Source organism: Paenibacillus rhizovicinus, assembly GCF_010365285.1.
Taxonomy (GTDB): domain Bacteria; phylum Bacillota; class Bacilli; order Paenibacillales; family Paenibacillaceae; genus Paenibacillus_Z; species Paenibacillus_Z rhizovicinus.
In genome coordinates this window covers 1-16,707 of the sequence record NZ_CP048287.1, presented here as the reverse complement: position 1 = coordinate 16,707, position 16,707 = coordinate 1, and the positions used below count along the sequence as shown (strand labels likewise).

Sequence of the window (16,707 nt, the reverse complement as noted above, 5' to 3'; positions counted from 1 at the left end):
ATTAGAATAAGAGCGTTTTTTATATGTAGCGGTACCTTATATGTAGGGTCTGTCAATAATTTTGTGTAAACTACTACCAGTGAATCTTTAGCGTAAATGCTGACCGATGCGATCGGGGAAGAAGACGGAGAGCTGGAGGAGGATTTGCCCCCAGTTCTGTACCCGACCCGTCCATTTGCGAACAACATCCATCGTCGCCAAATAGAGCATTTTGAGCAATGCTTCGTCGGTAGGAAAGATGCTCTTGCCCTTGGTTACTTTACGAAGCTGTCTGTGGTAGCTTTCAATCATATTCGTTGTATAAATAAGTTTCCGAATCTCCGGCGGGTATTTGAAGAAGGTGGAGAGCTCAGACCAGTTGTTGCGCCACGATCGGATGATGAGCGGATACTTGCTTCCCCACGCTTCTTCAAAACGGTCGAGCTCAAGCAACGCCAGCTCTTCCGTCGCGGCTTTGTAGATGGGCTTCAAGTCCGCGGTAACCTTTTTGAGGTCCTTGTAGGATACATAGCGAGTCGAGTTGCGGATTTGGTGAATGATGCATTTCTGAATCTCCGTTTTGCTGTAGCAGGCAGAGATCGCCTCTGTGAAGCCTTTGAGATTGTCCACACAGGTGATCAGGATGTCCTGCACGCCGCGATTCCGAAGGTCGTTTAGGACGCTAAGCCAGAACTTGGACGACTCGTTCTCGCCGATCCACATGCCCAAGACATCCTTATTTCCATCCAAATCGATCCCGATGACCATGTACGCGGCCTTGTTCACGATCGCACCGTCCTGCTTAACTTTGAAGTGAATGGCATCCAGAAAAACGACCGCATAAACGCCCTGCAACGGCCGACTCTGCCATTCTTTAATGAGTGGTAGCAACTTGTTGGTGACATTGGAAATGAGCGTGGGCGAGACCTCGATCCCGTATACCTGTTCTAAGTGATCCTGAATGTCTCGCGTGGAGACACCTTTCGCGTACAGTGCCACAATCTGGTCCTCGATGCCGGTAACGTTCGATTGGTGCTTCTTCACGACAAGCGGTTCAAACTCGCTTAGCCGGTCACGAGGAACCAGGATCTCCTGTTCACCGTACTCGCTCATGACGGTTTTCTTGCTCTTGCCGTTCCGGCTATTGGAGGAGACTTTAGCTTTCGTCTCGTGTTTCTCGTAGCCAAGGTGAGTGTCCATCTCGGCCTCTAACATTTCCTGAATCGTCTCGGCGAACAAGTCTTTCAATGCGCTCTGAGCATCTTGCGCGGTGACCAGCTTGTTCTCCTTAATAAATGCCCGCAGCTGCTCTTTTGTCCATAACCCCATGTGTACTCCCCAACCTTTCTGTTACTTTCATTTTAATAGGGTTGAGAGTTTACACAAAGTATTTTACAGACTCTATATGTACTCAACTAATTGGGAGTCGGAAGGTCTTCTAGGAGGTAGAATTACTTGTTTGTCGCTGAGAATAGAGAAGGACAACGCTTCTATTCACTTTTTGAAGATGAAGCAATTTTACGCGGAATAAGTAAAGGTGCAGAACTAGTTTGTCCAGATTGTTCCTCGCTCGTCCGATTTAGGGCGGGTACAAAAACCCCTCATTTTTATCACCAAACACGATGCGCAAATCCCAATCCATATAGTGAGCCAGAGAGCGCCGCACATCGATCAGGAAAATTAGCTTTGTACAATTGGCTTAACGTGATTTATCCAGGCAGCCGTGTAGAATTGGAATATTTTATATCCGAAACAAAGCAACGTTCCGATGTGATGTTGCTCCATCCAGATGGTCAGAGGCTTGCATTCGAATTTCAATGTTCAAGAATTACGGGTGCAGTTTGGAGAGAACGTCATGATTTGTACGCATCTGCAGGTGTTGAGGATGTTTGGATATTAAATGAGGACATTTTACGGTATGAATCAATGGAATGCAAAATAATTAGTCTTGAATCTGAGATTTATAAACAACACAAGCTTTTATCTTACTTTAATCCTGAAAACGAAACTGTTACGTTTATCGCAGATGGTTATGGTGGTGCTGGCCGAATATACGACCCTGAGCAGTTTTGCGACAATTTAAAAAATGTTAGGGTAGTCAACGATCGGATATGGCTGTTGAGTTATGAAAATTATCTTATTCAAAAGGAGGAATTAATTCGTAAGAAGGCCCTAGAGGAGGAGGGGCGTCGACGATCACTTGAGATGCAGAGAAGGAGGCAACAAGAGGAAGCGGAGTTTAGGAAAAGGGTGAGAGAAGAAAAGGAGAGTCAGGATTCGCAAAGATTTAATGCCCATTACTCCGATATCCTTAAAAATCGGGGTTCTTTTATGCAGGACTTTACTCCGAAAGAGTTGCGGTTATTTCAGACGTTGGCATCGAGGTATCATCTGACAAAAGAGAACTTCCCAGGGATGTTTCATTTAACCCTGGAACATAGTGATTTGATTGTTACGCCACCGCAATTATGGCAATTATGGATCTTTGATCAGATCTTGAATAAAAGACAGCGAAGTGTTTTTAAAAAGCAAAAGGATCATAAAATTTGGTTGGATGACGTAAAGGAAAAGTTTATTGCACTACGCAAAGATGGACTTCTGCGGACCAGACATCAAAATGATAAACCAATCAACTACATCTTTACGATGTACAATTATATTTCGTCCTTGAATAAATGCGGAGTACTGGAGAACCTTGGATCGAGCACTACGAAATACCAGCGTATATTAGTTGATCGAATTCCTATGTTCAAGTCTCACAAAGAGAATGCGATATTAAATATGTACTTTGAAGGCTACATACACGAAAAAATAAATCAGCTTGGTATGGAATTTGATGAACAGATCTTGCAGATTCAGGTTGCATGCAGCAAGGAGGGAATTCCTATAGATGGCAATGTTAAAAGGGAAGATATTTCTAAGAGCAGATATAAAAACAATTATGATAAAGGTATTTTAAGTTTAATCGATGAATACACCGACGTGGTAATGGCCAGTAACGGGAGAGCAAGTAGAGCAGATAAGGATATGTGCGGTACTATAATAAAGAATTTTTACCTTAATAGTAATATGGATGACCAAAGTAGAGATTTTATTCGAAAGATCATTCAAATTCACAAAACGGGATACTAAATTAAGTTAATTCGCCCCGGTTCCATAAAAATGAGTAGCGAGGCTGAGCCAAGCCAAGCGAAGAATTGTCTGCGTGCTCTCTCCATTATGGAAAGCACAGACCTTCCCAAAACAATGGTTTTGTCGATCGAATAAAAGAATGCCGATATGCGTTGCAATTTGATTGACTTATGACGCGGGATACAAAGAAAAAAGGGTCGCTTCGACAGCGGCCCTTTTCTTTTTTTGTTAACGGAAATTATTTGCTCCGCCCAGGCTTTGCTCGGCAATGAACCAATCTGCGAGTAATGGATCCACCAATCTTTCCTGCATTGTGCGTGGTTAGGTTTTCATTATATCCATCAGGGGAAAGGGATTTGTATTTAGAACGTTCTCTACGGGAGCGTTCTTTTTTTGTCGAAAATAACAGGCTTGTGAGTCGTCTACTCGGTACGAACTGCTATTAAATCGCCATATTTCCTCGCGGGATTAGCTCGAAGGAGTCATGTTAGATGCTGCTTGCAACGGGTACACTTAGTACGGAAAAGAACGAGAAAGGAGTGATGGTATTGAAATACGCAGCAAGTATTCTGGTAGCTTGCCTAATGATCTGCATGTTGATTACGGGGTGCTCCTCCACCAAAGAGACAGCGGGGCAAGATCCGGCCGCGATAAAGGTGACGCTCTCTACAAACCCGTCACCGGCCGTTATCGGAGAGAAGATTCAATTATCGGCCAAGATTACCGGCTTGAACGATACTGACGGGGCACAGGTACAGTTCGATCTTCGCACATCCGATTTAAAGGCGCTGCCGGCTTTGGTGAACGCCACGCTTGGCGACAACGGCGAGTATACGGCAGACCATGTTTTTAAGGAAGCAGGCACTTACAAGGTCTATGTCCACTTGTATCAAGACGATCTGCATATGACGAAGAAAAGCGAGTTGGTTGTCCAGAAATGAACATCCTCGTCAGCATGCGGGCTCGAAAACCTCAGGTCATTGCTTTGATAATCATATTTACGTTCATCGTAGGTTGGCTTCCGAAGGTGCATGCTAGTACCGCCGTTTCCAGCGTCTCCATAATTGAGCAGCTGATTCGCGAGGCCAAAGATGGCGAGACCGTGCGTATCCCTGCCGGAACTTATGAAGGGTCATTCACCATTAACAGTCCAATAAAGCTCGAGGGCGAAGGAACCGTCACGATTCGGAACAATGACGAGGAGTCAACAATTACGATTACGGCTAGAGGCGCCGCCTTGGAAGGTATAAGCGTCGTCCACGAAGCCCGGGACAAGAACGCCGCCGTGTACGTCGCTGCGGATGAGGTCACACTCGAATCGCTCCAGATATCCACGCGAGGCTACGGCATTCTATTGCGCAAAGCGGATCATGCGGCAATCGGAAGTACGAGAATTCAATGGATGGAAGACGCAAACGAAACAGCAGGGAAACGTAAAACGGTCAAACGAAACGGCATCGATTTGTTCGATTCGCACCAGAACGTCATCAGCGGCAATACCGTATCGGACATGAATGATGGTATCTATCTGGAAAGCAGCAATGGCAATACAGTCGCAGGCAACGCAATCGATCATTCCCGTTATGGCGTTCACTGCATGTTTACGAAAAAGACCATCGTGAGGGATAACCAGGGCTATGCCAATATTACGGGTGCCATGGTCATGGGCGTGGACGATGCCATCGTAACCGGTAACCGGTTCGAGAAGCAAAACGAGAACGTCAACTCGCAAGGACTGCTGCTATTCGACGTCCATACGTCCACCGTGGAGAATAACCTTGTCGAAGGCAACCGAGTCGGTCTTTATATTGAACAATCTTCGAGCAATACGATCCAAAACAACCGGGTACTTTGGAACTTCACGGGCATTCAATTGCTGGATGCCGAGAATAACCGCTTCACTGTGAACGATTTCATCGGCAATGTCATCGAGGCCGAAGCAACGGAAAGCAAGAATAACGAATTGAAGGCGAATTACTGGGACGCGTACAGAGGCATCGATTCCGACGGCGATGGGGCGAGCAACACGGCTTACGTTATTAATCCATTCTTTCAACGGCTAACAAACGAGACGCCTGCCTACCAGCTCTTTTTCCGGTCGCCTGGCATGCTTTTCCTCGAGAGTCTGTTCGAAACGAACCGAGATGAATGGGCGAGCGACTTAATGCCGCTCATGAAGCCGGCAATGAACGAAATCGCCGGCTCAGGTACCGGCGGACCGGAGTTTGCTTTATTCGCCACAGGTACGGTTCTGCTCCTCGTTGCGAGCGGGATCATCTTACAATTCGGAAGGAGAAGACAATGAATAAATACACGATTTCCATAATTGCTTTAGTGATCGTAACCATTATGATTACGGGCTGTTCAAAGAAACAATATAAGCCCGTCGGGGTTGACGAGGCGACTGCCAAGTGCACGATATGTAACATGCAGGTTAAGGACGACGCATTCGCCGTCCAATTGACCACGACGAAGGGGAAAACCTATTTTTTCGACGACATCGGCTGTTTGAACGAGTGGCGCACGAAAAATCCGGACGAGAAAATCGGCGCCGAATACGTACGGGATTATGATGACTTAACCTGGATTCCGTACGGCGAGGCCTATTACGCCTACGATGCATCATTTCGGTCGCCGATGGCTTACGGAATCTATTCGTTCAAGGATCGCTCTTCCGCTCAGCAATTCATCGATGATCAGAAGGTCGGCAAGCTGTTGACGGCCGATGAGCTGGCGACGCATAACTGGGCGCAAAACATGGATCAGATGCAGGGCATGGAAGGTATGGACGGTGCCACGCACGATGAACAGGCGCACGGCGAAATGGATATGGACAGCGGAAAAACCGGCGATAACGCCTCTGACACGATGAATATGGGAGGCACGGGAAACGGGAAGGATGAGGCCGGGAAATGAATGCCTGGCATATAGCGGTCCGGGAGATCCGCATCGGTTTTAGAAATCCATGGGCTTATTCGTTCCTTGGCTTATTCTCCGTGTTCAGCTTGTCGCTGCTGCTCATTCAGGCGCAGAACGACGTAGAAGGGTTTTCGAGTATCACCGGCACGCTGCTCAATCTTATGCTGTATCTACTGCCGCTGATGGCCTTGCTGCTTGGAACTTTCACCTTAACGTCGGAGAAGGAAGAGGGCAGTTGGCAACTGCTTTCCTCCTATCCGCTCAGTACGTTCGCGTTCTTGTCCGGCAAGTATATTGGAATGGCTATCGTTATGCTCACGATCGTTGCCTTCGGCTTTGGGCTAACAGGCGTCGTTGGGGCGCTTGTCGGCATTCGGTTTGGAGCGTTCGGCCTGTTCATTGCCTTCTCTTCTGGACTCGTTCTCTTATTCCTCGCCGTGGCTCTGTGGCTCGGCACGATAGCTTCAAATCGCTGGCAAGCGCTTATTTACGGGGTTTCTGTTTGGTTTTTCTCCGTAATCGGCTGGCCTACGCTTCTGATCGCGGTGCTGGGTTTTGTACCTTACGGGTTCATTAAGCCGATTCTCTTAGCGTTGACGGCGTTAAATCCGGCAGAGTTTGTGCGATTGTTCGTCATTGTTCGTCTTGGCGGGGGATCCGCGTTAGGGCCCGAGTATTATGACTGGATCGTTTGGGTCAGGGGACCGTATGGTTTATTATTATTCTCGTTATTATTCGTTGGATTCATCGGAGCGGCGGCCGGCGTCTCCTATGTCGTGTGGGAAAGGAGGCGGATTCGTGGATAATGCATTGCTTGAGATGCGGATGGTCAGTAAAACCATCGGCAAGAAACCGATCATCGATGGCTTGAACCTTAGGGTAGACAGGGGCAGTATCCTCGCGCTCTGCGGTGACAACGGTGCCGGTAAAAGTACGATTCTACGCATGATTGCCGGGATCTTGCAGCAGAGCAGCGGCGACATTACCGTAAACGGACTCAGCTGGAAGCGAGATCGGTACCGTTATGCCGAGGTCATCGGCTACATGCCGGACAACTACCGCTTCGGCGGCGGGCTAAGCGCGGAAGAACATCTCGCCTTCTGGTCGAAACTGCGGAAAGCACCGAAAGAGCGGGTACCCGAGCTCCTGGAGCTCGTCGGACTCTCAGACGTTCGGAGAAAACCGGTATCCGCCTTCTCCAAAGGAATGCGGCAACGGTTGTTGTTCGCGCAAGCGCTGCTCGCGAGACCCGCGCTGCTCGTACTGGATGAGCCTACGAACGGGCTGGATCCTTTCTGGATGGAAACATTCATCAATCTTGTCCAGACGGTTAAGAATGAAGGACAGTCCGTCTTGTTCTCGACGCACCAGCTAGACGTTGCCGAATCCTGCGCCGACCGGCTCGTCTTCCTGAGCGGAGGCAAAATCGTTCAAGAAGGAAGATCGGCATCTCTCCGGAACCTCTATGGGCGAAAGGATGGAGCGTCTCATGACGGAACGACTCCGTAAGCGATTAAGTATCGTTCTCATTGCTGGGGTCATTGCGGTACTGGCCGCGGTGGTCGTGCGCCAGATAAGCACTGTACATCCGGCAGTCGCCGCCGTGAGAAAAGTTGCACCAGCGTTCGACCTGAAGGATATGGACGGCAAGGAGATTCGTCTCTCGGATTACCGTGGCCGGCGCGTCGTCCTGCACTTCTGGGCGACTTATTGTCCGCCGTGCGTCAAGGAGATGCCCGTGATGCAGCGGATCGCGAGACAACGCGACGATACGACTGTCATTGGCGTGAACATCGGCCAATCCCGAGGCACCGTTGAGGCCTTTGCGAAGTCCAACGGGTTGACGTTTCCGCTTGTCATCGATGCCGTCGGGAAAATAACGGATCTTTACCGGATACAGGCGCTGCCGACAACCATACTTATCGGCTCGGATGGTCGTGTGTCCAAGATTGCCTCGGGCGCTTTCGGCTCCGATTCACAGCTTACGGATTGGCTCACGCAAGGATGAAGGAAGGGGAAATAGGATGCAACCGATGCGTATCTTGATTGCCGACGATCACGCGGACGCAAGGGAAGGCATAAGGACAATTATCGAGGGGGATCCCTTTTTCGAGGTCGTTGGCGAGGCGCGTAACGGCTTGGAGGCGATCGATATGACGGTTGCCGAAATGCCCGATCTTATTCTGATGGACATCAACATGAAGGAGATGGATGGGCTCGAAGCAACCAAGATCATCAAAGAACGGTTCCCATACATCAAGATCGTCATGGTGACGGTTTCCGATGATATTACGAATTTATTCGAAGCCATTAAGAGGGGCGCGCAAGGATATTTACTTAAAAACATAAATCCTAGCTCTTGGCATTCGTATTTGAGAGCCGTTGCGCTCGATGAAGTACCGATGTCCCGGGAACTTGCCATGCGATTCCTTAGAGAATTCGTCGATCACGAGAAAGCTCCGCAAAGTACGCCGCTAACTCCCCGGGAAACCGAGATCTTGACCTGGGTATCCAAAGGGGCGCAAAATCGAGACATCGCTTCTCACCTCAATATTTCCGAACATACCGTGAAAAATCACCTCAAAAACATTTTGCAAAAGCTGCATCTTGAAAACAGAGTCCAGCTCGCGCGGTATGCCTACGAACGTGGACTCGGCATGGATCATTAGCGTGGTTTATCTATTAGGTTTTATCGGATAACCATTTTGCTAAACTTGCGGTTTCATCGGCTGACAGTCTGCCTTCGAACGAAGGCATTCCACCGCCGCCTTTCATGATTTTGGCATAGATTTGTTCTTTTGAAAGCTTGGCGCCGATTTGTGTCAGATTAGGGCCGATCTTGCCTTGCAGATCCGTTCCATGACAAGCGACGCAATTGCTTTTGTACGTCGTTGCCGCAGGACTCGCGTTTGCGGACGAAGTTGCAGTCTGAGAGTTATTAACATTTCCAGGACTTTGCTTCTCGGGCAAGTTGAAGATGATGAGACAGATGCCCAGTGCGGCTGCTGCCAAGAAGGTAATCATCATGAGTCGTTTATGCATGGTATGTTCCTCCATTTCGTATTGTTGATCGCCTATCTCATATTGCACCACGATGATATAGCTCGTTCGGGCCAGCCCGAGCGGGCTATTCTTTGTTTCGGCACAATGGACATAGGATGAATAGAGAGACCTTGGTCTAAGGCGAATGAGTGGGAAGAGGTGGTGTTATGATCGGCTCTGAATGGTTTCAGGCAGCATTACTCGGTATTGCGGGAGCGCCGCACTGCATCGTGATGTGCGGCGGGATCGGCTCGTCCATTGCCATGCAAACAAGAAGCGATGCGCTTAGGGAACTGCTCTATTTTCACGCGGGCCGCATTACGACATACGCGCTCAGCGGGGCTATCTTGGGAGCGCTCGGTTCGTTTTTGGATGCGGCTGGTTCGCTTGTTCGCGTCCAAGCGCTGGCCAGCATCTTGGGCGGTATCCTCATCTTGTTATGGGCGTTTCGCCGCTATACGCTGCCCTTGGGCGGCAAATCGTTGGATTGGCACGGTATGGCGGACAAATTGATTAGACGAAAGCCTACAGTAGAGTGGACCGCCTCCATAGCGGCCGGCCTATTGCTCGGTTGGCTGCCATGCGGCCTTACATATGCAATGCAAATGAAAGCGGCGACGACAGGCTCTTGGGTCACGGGCAGCACGACGATGTTGATCTTTGGCCTGGCAACCGTACCTGCCCTTGTCATCGTCGCACTAACCGCCCGGCGAATGAGCCGCAAATGGCGGTTTACCGTGAGAACGATTGGCTATTATATGGCTGTTCTCATGGGTGTGCTATCGCTGATGAAAGGTTTTAGCGTGAACGGATGGATTCCTTCCATCCATCCGTGGCTATGGTGATCTCCAAGATAACAGGGACAGCCGTCAAGTAACTCGGAAGGGGTGTTTGATGGTTAATCGGTTCTCATTTACGACGACGGTTATTTTCGCTTCCCAGTAGCCTTCCATGACGGGCACGCCGACCGCAAGATAAGTACCTTGGGTTACTTGCTTGACGTCTGCGTTGAATTGACCGCAAAACATCCGAGGCATAGCGTACGTCATTTCAACTTTGGAGGCTGTCAGGCGCTTCCCGGAGGAATCCGTCAACGTGACGTCAAAATGTGCCTCATGCATGGGCTTCAAATCCGTGGACTCGGTTTGTACGTCAATTCGGATATCAGCCTGCTCGAATTCCGTGTGGAGTGCCGGTGCCGCGGAGTCGCCGCTTGTTTTCCAATAGGCAGCCGCGACGCTCAGTGCCATCAAGCACAGCACGACGACCAAGACTTTTTTCACCGTTCATCCCCCCTTCACCGCTACATGTATGCGGGAGAGGGGGATTTCAGCACATGGGCGGATGCCGCTCGTGGAGGGCGTAACTTGTCTAGGAAGAGGAAGCAGATACCGGCTTCAGGTCCGATGTCAACGTTTCGATATCGCCAAGCACGGTCTTGTTAACCATGTCTTCTCCCATCTTGTAAATATTCCGGACTTGCCCGCTGCCATCGATCAGTGTTAGCGAGGTCACCGTGTGTACGAACTGGCCGTCACCAAGGTTTTGGACCATGTAACCGAACCGGGAAGCCAATTCCTGAATGTCTTGTTCCGTTCCGCGCACGAAACTCCAGCCTGCAGGGTCTGCACCCATTTGGGAGGCGTATTGCTTCAACGCTTCCGGGGTGTCTTGATCGGGATCAATCGTAATCGAGACGAAACGCACTTGGTTACCGAATTGTCCGCGCTGTTTTAATTCCTCCTGCAGCTGGACCATCTTGCTGGTCGTGATGGGGCAAATATCGGGACATGTCGTGAAGATAAACGCCAATAACACCACGTGACCGTTCAAGTCGGATGATCGGACAAGATTGCCGTTCATGTCGTTCAACGCGAAGGAAGGCGCTGGACGAATAGCCTTCAACTTCTTTTGACCGCCAAGCTCGCCTCGAAGTGCAAGTGACCCGGCAATAATTAATAACACGATGCATATCCACAGAAGTCCGTGCTTTTTGAATGCGGTTACGATAGCCATCTCCTCTCGCTCGTATAATTCCTTCTTGTATCATTCCGATCAAGCTTCATTTTAACATGCGCAAAATTCGGACTATATGACTCAATGGAGTCATTGTAGCGGCTTATCCTTCTTGGTTGCCTCAGCATGTTCAAGATCTGGACAAGACCCCGTCCCAAAATAGCTCTTCCTAGTCATGTGGCAAGGATTGTCCCCCTGATACACTGTTCACGGGTCACAAACAGGAAACGGGGGTTAGTTCGAATGAACGGTAGCATTCAAAATCAGACCATTCTACATACGGCATGCGTTCAGCGAATCCAATTGGCCTTCAGAAGGATGACGCCATGATAAGCCCAAGGATGAAACTCGCACGCTCTTTGCTCGTACTCGTATGCCTCTGGGTTACGGTATTCCTCATCGCAGGCTGCGGAAAGGCAACGCCCGTTACGTCTAGTCCTTTTTTGGACGGTCTGAACGTGAAGATTTATGAAAAACCGGCAGGTTCCGCGAAACATGAATACGATGCCGTCATCACGGATCAGAACGGCAAGCCGGCAACGCTTGACCGTGTGCATCTCGAAATCACCTTGTCCATGAACAACATGCATCACGAGTCGGAAGGAGACATGAAGCAGACCGGAGATGGACAGTATGCCGTAAAGCTAAAATGGGCGATGGACGGCGACTGGAAGGCTGCCATTACGCTGGAGAAGGAAAAGTACAAAAAAACGATAAGGGCGGCAATAACGCCATCGTCGTAATGCCCAAAGAAAACAGATAAAGGGGAAGTCCAGATGGAACTTGCGACGAATCAACAACCTGCGCCGGCCAAGCAGCCGGCGAGCCGAGGGCTATACGCCCGAATATGGCGCTGGCATTTCTACGCCGGCATGATATTCATGCCGTTTCTGATCGTGCTTGCTATCACTGGCGGTACATACTTATTCAAAGACCAAATCGATGATGCGATGTACCATAAGCTGTATCACATTCCGGCCCAGGAAACCGCTAACATTTCGCCTTCCTATCAACTGGAAGCCGTGAAGAAGAAATATCCGGACGCCGCGCTTACCTCCTATAAGCCTTCCTTCGGCAAAGACCGTACTGCCGAAATCGGCATATCCGGTCCAGAAGGCGACCGCACCGTCTTCGTCAATCCTTACAACGGGGCGATCGTCGGATCCTTGGATCCGGCCAGAACCTTTACCCAGTGGATTAGAGACTTCCACGGAAGCCTCTTGGCCGGAGACCATTCCATCGGGGACAAAATCATTGAATTATCCGCAAGCTGGGCGATTGTATTAATCGTAACCGGCCTCTACCTTTGGTGGCCGAGAGGTACGAGCAAAATATGGGGCGTTTTGCTTCCAAGGTTCCGTAAGGGTCGCAAAACCACGATTCGCGATCTCCATGCCGTACCGATGTTTTGGCTCAGCATCGTCATCATCATGCTCGTCATTACCGGGCTGCCTTGGTCCGGCATAACGGGCAAATACATCGACGAGGCGGCAACATCCTTGAACAGCAATTATCCGGCTGGCGTGTGGGGCGGCGGTGGTGCAGAGTCAGCCATACCAACGAAGGACATAATGGAAGTGCCTTGGGCTGCCGAGAACCTGCCCGTTCCGCGCTCGAGCGAGAGCGGCGTGCCCGCGCTGCCGATCGAGAACGTGCTGGCGATCGCTAAGCAGGAGAAGATCGTCGATGGCTACAGCGTAGCGCTCCCGCAAGATGATAAAGGCGTGTATACCATTTCCGTATGGCCTAAAAACGTGTATGACGAAGCTACGATTCATATGGATCAATACAGCGGGAAAATACTTACGTCATTCCGTTTCAGCGATTATGGAACCATGGCGCAGATGATCGAAATCGGCATTGCGCTGCATGAGGGGCATTACTTCGGCGTGGCGAACTTGATCCTGTGCTTGCTTGCCTGCGTTGCGATTGCCGGCTCCTCTATTCTCGGCGCCGTCATGTGGTGGCGCCGCCGGCCGAAAGGCGCCGGGCTTGGCGCGCCGACGAAGCCGGTAAACCAAAAGCTGCAGCGTGGCGCCGCCTTGATCGTCATCGTGCTGGCAATCTTGATTCCGCCTGTAGGCATAACGTTCCTAGCTGCGCTCATCGTGGATTGGGTTATTGTTCAACGTATCTCAAAGCTTCGTGCTTGGTTGAGTTAATTAAATCCATTTATTAGTTCGTAAGCTGTAACGCCAATGGCCGATGTCTCAACGACATCGGCTATTGGCGTTGCTCTTAACAAAACGTTTTATTCGAGTTGATCTTCAATGGTGATGGCAACAACCGTCACGGCTTTGTCATACCTGCGGGCTCAATTAGCCCGTTCGAGTGATTATGCCGCTTGATGAGATCAACCTATACTTAGTTATGACCTTCATTGAGGCGGGAGGAGTTGTTACACATGGAAGAGCGCACCAGTAGGCTGTTGATCGTAGACGATGAGGAACGTATTCGTAAGCTGCTTCGCTTATACATGGAAAGAGATCATTATATCGTAGATGAAGCTGGAGATGGAGTTACTGCCTTAGAGAGAGCATTGAAGTACGATTATGATTTGATCGTACTGGATATTATGCTTCCGGGCATGAACGGCATAGATATGTGCAGGCAATTGCGACGCTCGAAACAAACGCCTGTAATGATAGTAACGGCTAGCGGAAACGAGCATGAGCGTCTTCAAGGCTTCGAGGCCGGAGCCGACGACTATGTAGTCAAACCGTTTAGCGCACGAGAAGTGGCTTACCGTATTAATGCGATCGTGAACAGGAGCCGGATTGTTCCGTTTTCGGCTTGGCATCGTTCGGACGAAGGAGCCGTCATTTTAAAGCGAATCGTGATCGAACCTAAAGCTTATCAGGTTCTTGTAGAAGGCAAGCCGATTTATATGGCATTAAAGGAATACGAACTCTTCCTGTACCTCGCTTTGCATCCAGGAATTGTCTTTACCCGGGAAGAACTGCTGAAAGCGGTCTGGGGCCACAGTTATATTAAAGGCGGTGATTATCGCACGGTAGATACGCATATCAAACGGATCCGTACAAGATTGAATACAGCTTCTCGTTTAACCGGGTCGATTATTCTTACTGTATGGGGCGTCGGTTATTGTTTGCAGGATATTTGATGAAATGTCTGAAAGCATAACCGTATTGCACCGACCTCAAAAACCAATAAAGGGGAGAATGAACAATGGGTGGTTCCTCGCCGTTAATAGATGCCATAGGAATAACAGGCTTTTTTGTCATCATGTTAGCTCTAGTGAGCTTAAGCTGGTTTCTTATTTTTCGTGGTAAAGAAAAATAAATAAGAACCGGCTTTCTCATAGCGAACGAAGCTCAGAATGAATCTCATTGGAAACGAGGTTGTTCAATGTCGTATCAGCGAATTAAATGGATGATATTATATCTATCCCCTATGACAATAGGCGTTTGGGAATATGTGCGGCATCAGTTTCTTCTTCCGTATATATCGATGGAGCTCGGCAATTTCCTGACACCTTTTCTCGCTTATTTGCTTAGCGTTACGCTCCTCCTGAAGCTGTTTTCCGTCTTGGAGAACATGCAGGAACAGTTGAATCGCGAACGTGCTGCCAAGATTGCCTTAGAGGCGGGGGAACAACTGGCGCGGGAGTTGCATGACGGTATTGCGCAGTCCTTATTTCTTCTTTCGGTCAAACTCGATTCTGTCGATCGAAAGTACGGCGATCACCCCGTTGCATCGGATATCGTTGACTTGCGTAAAACCGTACATGAAGTCAATCGATATGTTAGACAAGCTATAACGAATCTCAGACATACCCGAGCTGGCGAAGTCATGGATCAGATTCGGACAATTAGGGGTCAAATCAATGAACTAACAGTTGAATTGGGATTAAACGTCGAGATGAGATGGCAGCTATCGGAATCCGCATTATCGGCTAAGGAACAGATAGAGCTGCTGTCTTGTTTGCGAGAAGCTTTTCTCAATATTAACAAGCATGCCGAGGCATCTAAAGTCGTTATAGAAAGTAGAGGGGATGCTTCCGGATGGCTATGTACAGTTCGGGATAATGGGCGTGGGATACAAGGAGACCCATTTCTGCTGAAGGACCGTTTTGGTCTTCGAATCATGAAAGAAAGAGCCGAAGAAATGAATTGGATGTTTTCACTAGCGAGCAGGCAAGGAGATACGTCTATTGAGTTTCGTAAAGAGGGTTAACCTGAGGGTTCTGCTAACAACTACAAGCCGCTTACCGGACAATTATAACACGGCAGGCGGCTTTTGTTGCTCAAAGCTGGCCTTCGCGGGCTACGATTGGCCGGGCAATATCCTCGAGCTCCGCAACGTCGTGGAACGCTGCGTCATCCGAAACCGCGGCCGCCTCGAAGCCGCTCAAGGCCAGCGCAAGACGGCCGGCAACAAAAGCGCCGCCGCCAAGCTTGGCGTCTCCCGCGGCACGCTGTACAACAAGATGAAGGAGCTCTGGCTGGAATAGCCGGTTTGTAGCCGATAACGGGCGTTACGCGCGATCGGCAAGATCGCGGCGTAACGCAAAGGTTATAAAATTCTTTTAAAAAAGAAAACCTCTGATTGTGACACAATCCTTAAGGAATGCTGTGTAGCGACATGAATATACTTGAATTGAAAAGATTGCAGCTACAATGTTTAAACTAGTTATTGACGTATATTCTTGTCGTGAGATTGCGACAAGAATATACGTCAATAATTTTTTTAAGACAAGAACTTGCTTCAATAACTCCCAGGAAACGTTTAAACCGATGCACAGCACGGAAAATCATTATTGCATATTTATACATTGCAATAGATCGTTAACCTTACTTACTTCCATAAAGAAAAACCTCAACCATTGCACCTGGTTTCCACACCCTACCAATTTCAATATCATCCCTAATTCTTCCGGAGTATACACCAAGAAATTTAGTTACCAGAGGACCTCCGATTAAATGATGGCCAGCTGATGTAGTATACCCACTCGATATCCTTAGGAAAACGGGGGATCCTGACATCCCTCCTCTTGTTGTAGCATCGATAAGAAACATTTTGCGCCCGTCGTAGTCAACAATTGGGTCAGATGCGATATGACCAGTCTTCCAAATGGGCCAACCAGTCGAGGATAATCCAAAGGGGAATCCAATGATTGAGACTGACATGGCTGGGCGCATTACTACATCAGTGTTCACTAATGCCATATCTAAGGGGAAGACCCTTATCAGATCATTAGGTGTAAAAGGAATTGCAACAACATCAACCAATTGACCGTTTGGATGTTCGATCCAACGCCTATCGCCCTGATTATCATACAAATATACTTCGTCCTCTGCCCACTCTCCGAAGATGTGGTTAGAATGGTGCAAAACCTTAATTTTATTAGGAATGGCACCGGTTTTTGGGCTTAATAGCTCATTCGTATCGGCATTTTTTCCTGATACTACATGCCAATTTGTAACAATATAATTTTGTTTTTCAAATTCAACTATGAATCCTGTCGCGTCTGCAAGAAAGACTTCATTAAAAAACATTGAAGGTGAACACTTGACAAACTTTGTGGATCAATGTCAGTTTCGCTAATTGTGGATGTCATCGAAAAACAACTCCATTCCTAAGTGGCTTATTATTTTG

At 48.8% G+C, this 16,707-nt stretch carries 20 protein-coding genes; 14 read left to right on the top strand and 6 right to left on the bottom strand.

Going from position 1 to position 16,707, the window contains the following annotated elements; translation table 11 throughout:
* Nucleotides 1-87 precede the first annotated feature (87 nt).
* On the bottom strand, nucleotides 88-1,308 hold the full coding sequence (locus GZH47_RS31450; protein WP_162645565.1) for an IS256 family transposase: 1,221 nt from the start codon (nucleotides 1,306-1,308) through the stop codon (nucleotides 88-90).
* Nucleotides 1,309-1,434: 126 nt separating this feature from the next.
* On the opposite strand from GZH47_RS31450, the gene GZH47_RS31445 reads away from it, so the two are divergent.
* On the top strand, nucleotides 1,435-3,111 hold the full coding sequence (locus GZH47_RS31445) for a competence protein CoiA family protein (RefSeq protein ID WP_162645564.1): 1,677 nt from the start codon (nucleotides 1,435-1,437) through the stop codon (nucleotides 3,109-3,111).
* A 238-nt stretch (nucleotides 3,112-3,349) separates the two neighbouring features.
* On the opposite strand, the gene GZH47_RS31440 is transcribed toward GZH47_RS31445, so the two are convergent.
* The gene (locus tag GZH47_RS31440; RefSeq protein ID WP_225446644.1) at nucleotides 3,350-3,520 is read right to left on the bottom strand and encodes a small, acid-soluble spore protein, alpha/beta type; all 171 of its coding nucleotides are present in this window, start codon (nucleotides 3,518-3,520) and stop codon (nucleotides 3,350-3,352) included.
* A gap of 82 nt (nucleotides 3,521-3,602) precedes the next feature.
* Between GZH47_RS31440 and GZH47_RS31435 the strand changes: the two genes are divergently transcribed.
* The 7 genes from GZH47_RS31435 (at nucleotide 3,603) to GZH47_RS31405 (ending at nucleotide 8,699) form a co-directional block, all read left to right on the top strand.
* Nucleotides 3,603-4,052, top strand: a complete 450-nt coding sequence (locus tag GZH47_RS31435) for a hypothetical protein (protein ID WP_162645563.1) — start codon at nucleotides 3,603-3,605, stop codon at nucleotides 4,050-4,052.
* A gap of 86 nt (nucleotides 4,053-4,138) precedes the next feature.
* The gene (locus GZH47_RS31430; RefSeq protein WP_162645562.1) at nucleotides 4,139-5,416 is read left to right on the top strand and encodes a right-handed parallel beta-helix repeat-containing protein; all 1,278 of its coding nucleotides are present in this window, start codon (nucleotides 4,139-4,141) and stop codon (nucleotides 5,414-5,416) included.
* Complete coding sequence (locus GZH47_RS31425) at nucleotides 5,413-6,027, top strand: nitrous oxide reductase accessory protein NosL (protein WP_162645561.1); 615 nt, start codon at nucleotides 5,413-5,415, stop codon at nucleotides 6,025-6,027. Before GZH47_RS31430 ends, GZH47_RS31425 begins: the two co-directional genes overlap by 4 nt.
* Nucleotides 6,024-6,836, top strand: a complete 813-nt coding sequence (locus tag GZH47_RS31420; protein ID WP_162645560.1) for an ABC transporter permease — start codon at nucleotides 6,024-6,026, stop codon at nucleotides 6,834-6,836. Before GZH47_RS31425 ends, GZH47_RS31420 begins: the two co-directional genes overlap by 4 nt.
* Complete coding sequence (locus tag GZH47_RS31415; protein ID WP_162645559.1) at nucleotides 6,829-7,539, top strand: ABC transporter ATP-binding protein; 711 nt, start codon at nucleotides 6,829-6,831, stop codon at nucleotides 7,537-7,539. The genes GZH47_RS31420 and GZH47_RS31415 overlap by 8 nt, the downstream gene beginning before the upstream one ends.
* Nucleotides 7,520-8,038, top strand: a complete 519-nt coding sequence (locus GZH47_RS31410) for a TlpA family protein disulfide reductase (protein WP_162645558.1) — start codon at nucleotides 7,520-7,522, stop codon at nucleotides 8,036-8,038. The genes GZH47_RS31415 and GZH47_RS31410 overlap by 20 nt, the downstream gene beginning before the upstream one ends.
* Nucleotides 8,039-8,054: 16 nt before the next feature.
* Nucleotides 8,055-8,699: a response regulator gene (locus tag GZH47_RS31405; RefSeq protein ID WP_162645557.1), complete on the top strand. Its 645-nt coding sequence runs from the start codon at nucleotides 8,055-8,057 to the stop codon at nucleotides 8,697-8,699.
* Nucleotides 8,700-8,712: 13 nt separating this feature from the next.
* On the opposite strand, the gene GZH47_RS31400 is transcribed toward GZH47_RS31405, so the two are convergent.
* Nucleotides 8,713-9,072, bottom strand: coding sequence for a c-type cytochrome (locus tag GZH47_RS31400; protein WP_162645556.1), 360 nt, complete (start codon nucleotides 9,070-9,072; stop codon nucleotides 8,713-8,715).
* 167 nt (nucleotides 9,073-9,239) lie between these two features.
* Between GZH47_RS31400 and GZH47_RS31395 the strand changes: the two genes are divergently transcribed.
* Nucleotides 9,240-9,917, top strand: a complete 678-nt coding sequence (locus tag GZH47_RS31395) for a sulfite exporter TauE/SafE family protein (RefSeq protein WP_162645555.1) — start codon at nucleotides 9,240-9,242, stop codon at nucleotides 9,915-9,917.
* A 24-nt stretch (nucleotides 9,918-9,941) separates the two neighbouring features.
* Here the strand turns inward: GZH47_RS31395 and GZH47_RS31390 are convergent, their stop codons facing one another.
* Nucleotides 9,942-10,355: a FixH family protein gene (locus GZH47_RS31390; protein WP_162645554.1), complete on the bottom strand. Its 414-nt coding sequence runs from the start codon at nucleotides 10,353-10,355 to the stop codon at nucleotides 9,942-9,944.
* A gap of 88 nt (nucleotides 10,356-10,443) precedes the next feature.
* Complete coding sequence (locus GZH47_RS31385) at nucleotides 10,444-11,088, bottom strand: SCO family protein (RefSeq protein WP_162645553.1); 645 nt, start codon at nucleotides 11,086-11,088, stop codon at nucleotides 10,444-10,446.
* Nucleotides 11,089-11,546: 458 nt separating this feature from the next.
* Here GZH47_RS31385 and GZH47_RS34735 point away from each other — a divergent pair, with 458 nt between their 5' ends.
* The 5 genes from GZH47_RS34735 to GZH47_RS31360 all read left to right on the top strand — a co-directional run bounded on the left by GZH47_RS34735 (nucleotide 11,547) and on the right by GZH47_RS31360 (nucleotide 15,562).
* Entirely contained in the window at nucleotides 11,547-11,831 is a 285-nt protein-coding gene (locus tag GZH47_RS34735) for a FixH family protein (RefSeq protein WP_162645552.1), read from the top strand.
* A gap of 33 nt (nucleotides 11,832-11,864) precedes the next feature.
* Nucleotides 11,865-13,250 (top strand): PepSY-associated TM helix domain-containing protein, encoded by a 1,386-nt coding sequence (locus tag GZH47_RS31375; protein WP_162645551.1) that lies wholly within the window; start codon nucleotides 11,865-11,867, stop codon nucleotides 13,248-13,250.
* Between the two features lie 242 nt (nucleotides 13,251-13,492).
* Nucleotides 13,493-14,212 (top strand): response regulator transcription factor, encoded by a 720-nt coding sequence (locus tag GZH47_RS31370; protein WP_162645550.1) that lies wholly within the window; start codon nucleotides 13,493-13,495, stop codon nucleotides 14,210-14,212.
* Between the two features lie 245 nt (nucleotides 14,213-14,457).
* Nucleotides 14,458-15,285 carry a sensor histidine kinase gene (locus tag GZH47_RS31365; RefSeq protein ID WP_162645549.1) on the top strand — a complete coding sequence of 276 codons (828 nt, stop codon included), beginning with the start codon at nucleotides 14,458-14,460 and terminating at the stop codon, nucleotides 15,283-15,285.
* Nucleotides 15,263-15,562: an AAA-type ATPase lid domain-containing protein gene (locus GZH47_RS31360; protein WP_225446630.1), complete on the top strand. Its 300-nt coding sequence runs from the start codon at nucleotides 15,263-15,265 to the stop codon at nucleotides 15,560-15,562. Before GZH47_RS31365 ends, GZH47_RS31360 begins: the two co-directional genes overlap by 23 nt.
* Before the next feature lie 340 nt (nucleotides 15,563-15,902).
* Here GZH47_RS31360 and GZH47_RS31355 read toward each other — a convergent pair whose 3' ends face one another.
* Complete coding sequence (locus tag GZH47_RS31355; RefSeq protein ID WP_162637938.1) at nucleotides 15,903-16,607, bottom strand: S1 family peptidase; 705 nt, start codon at nucleotides 16,605-16,607, stop codon at nucleotides 15,903-15,905.
* Between the last annotated feature and the right edge of the window lie 100 nt (nucleotides 16,608-16,707).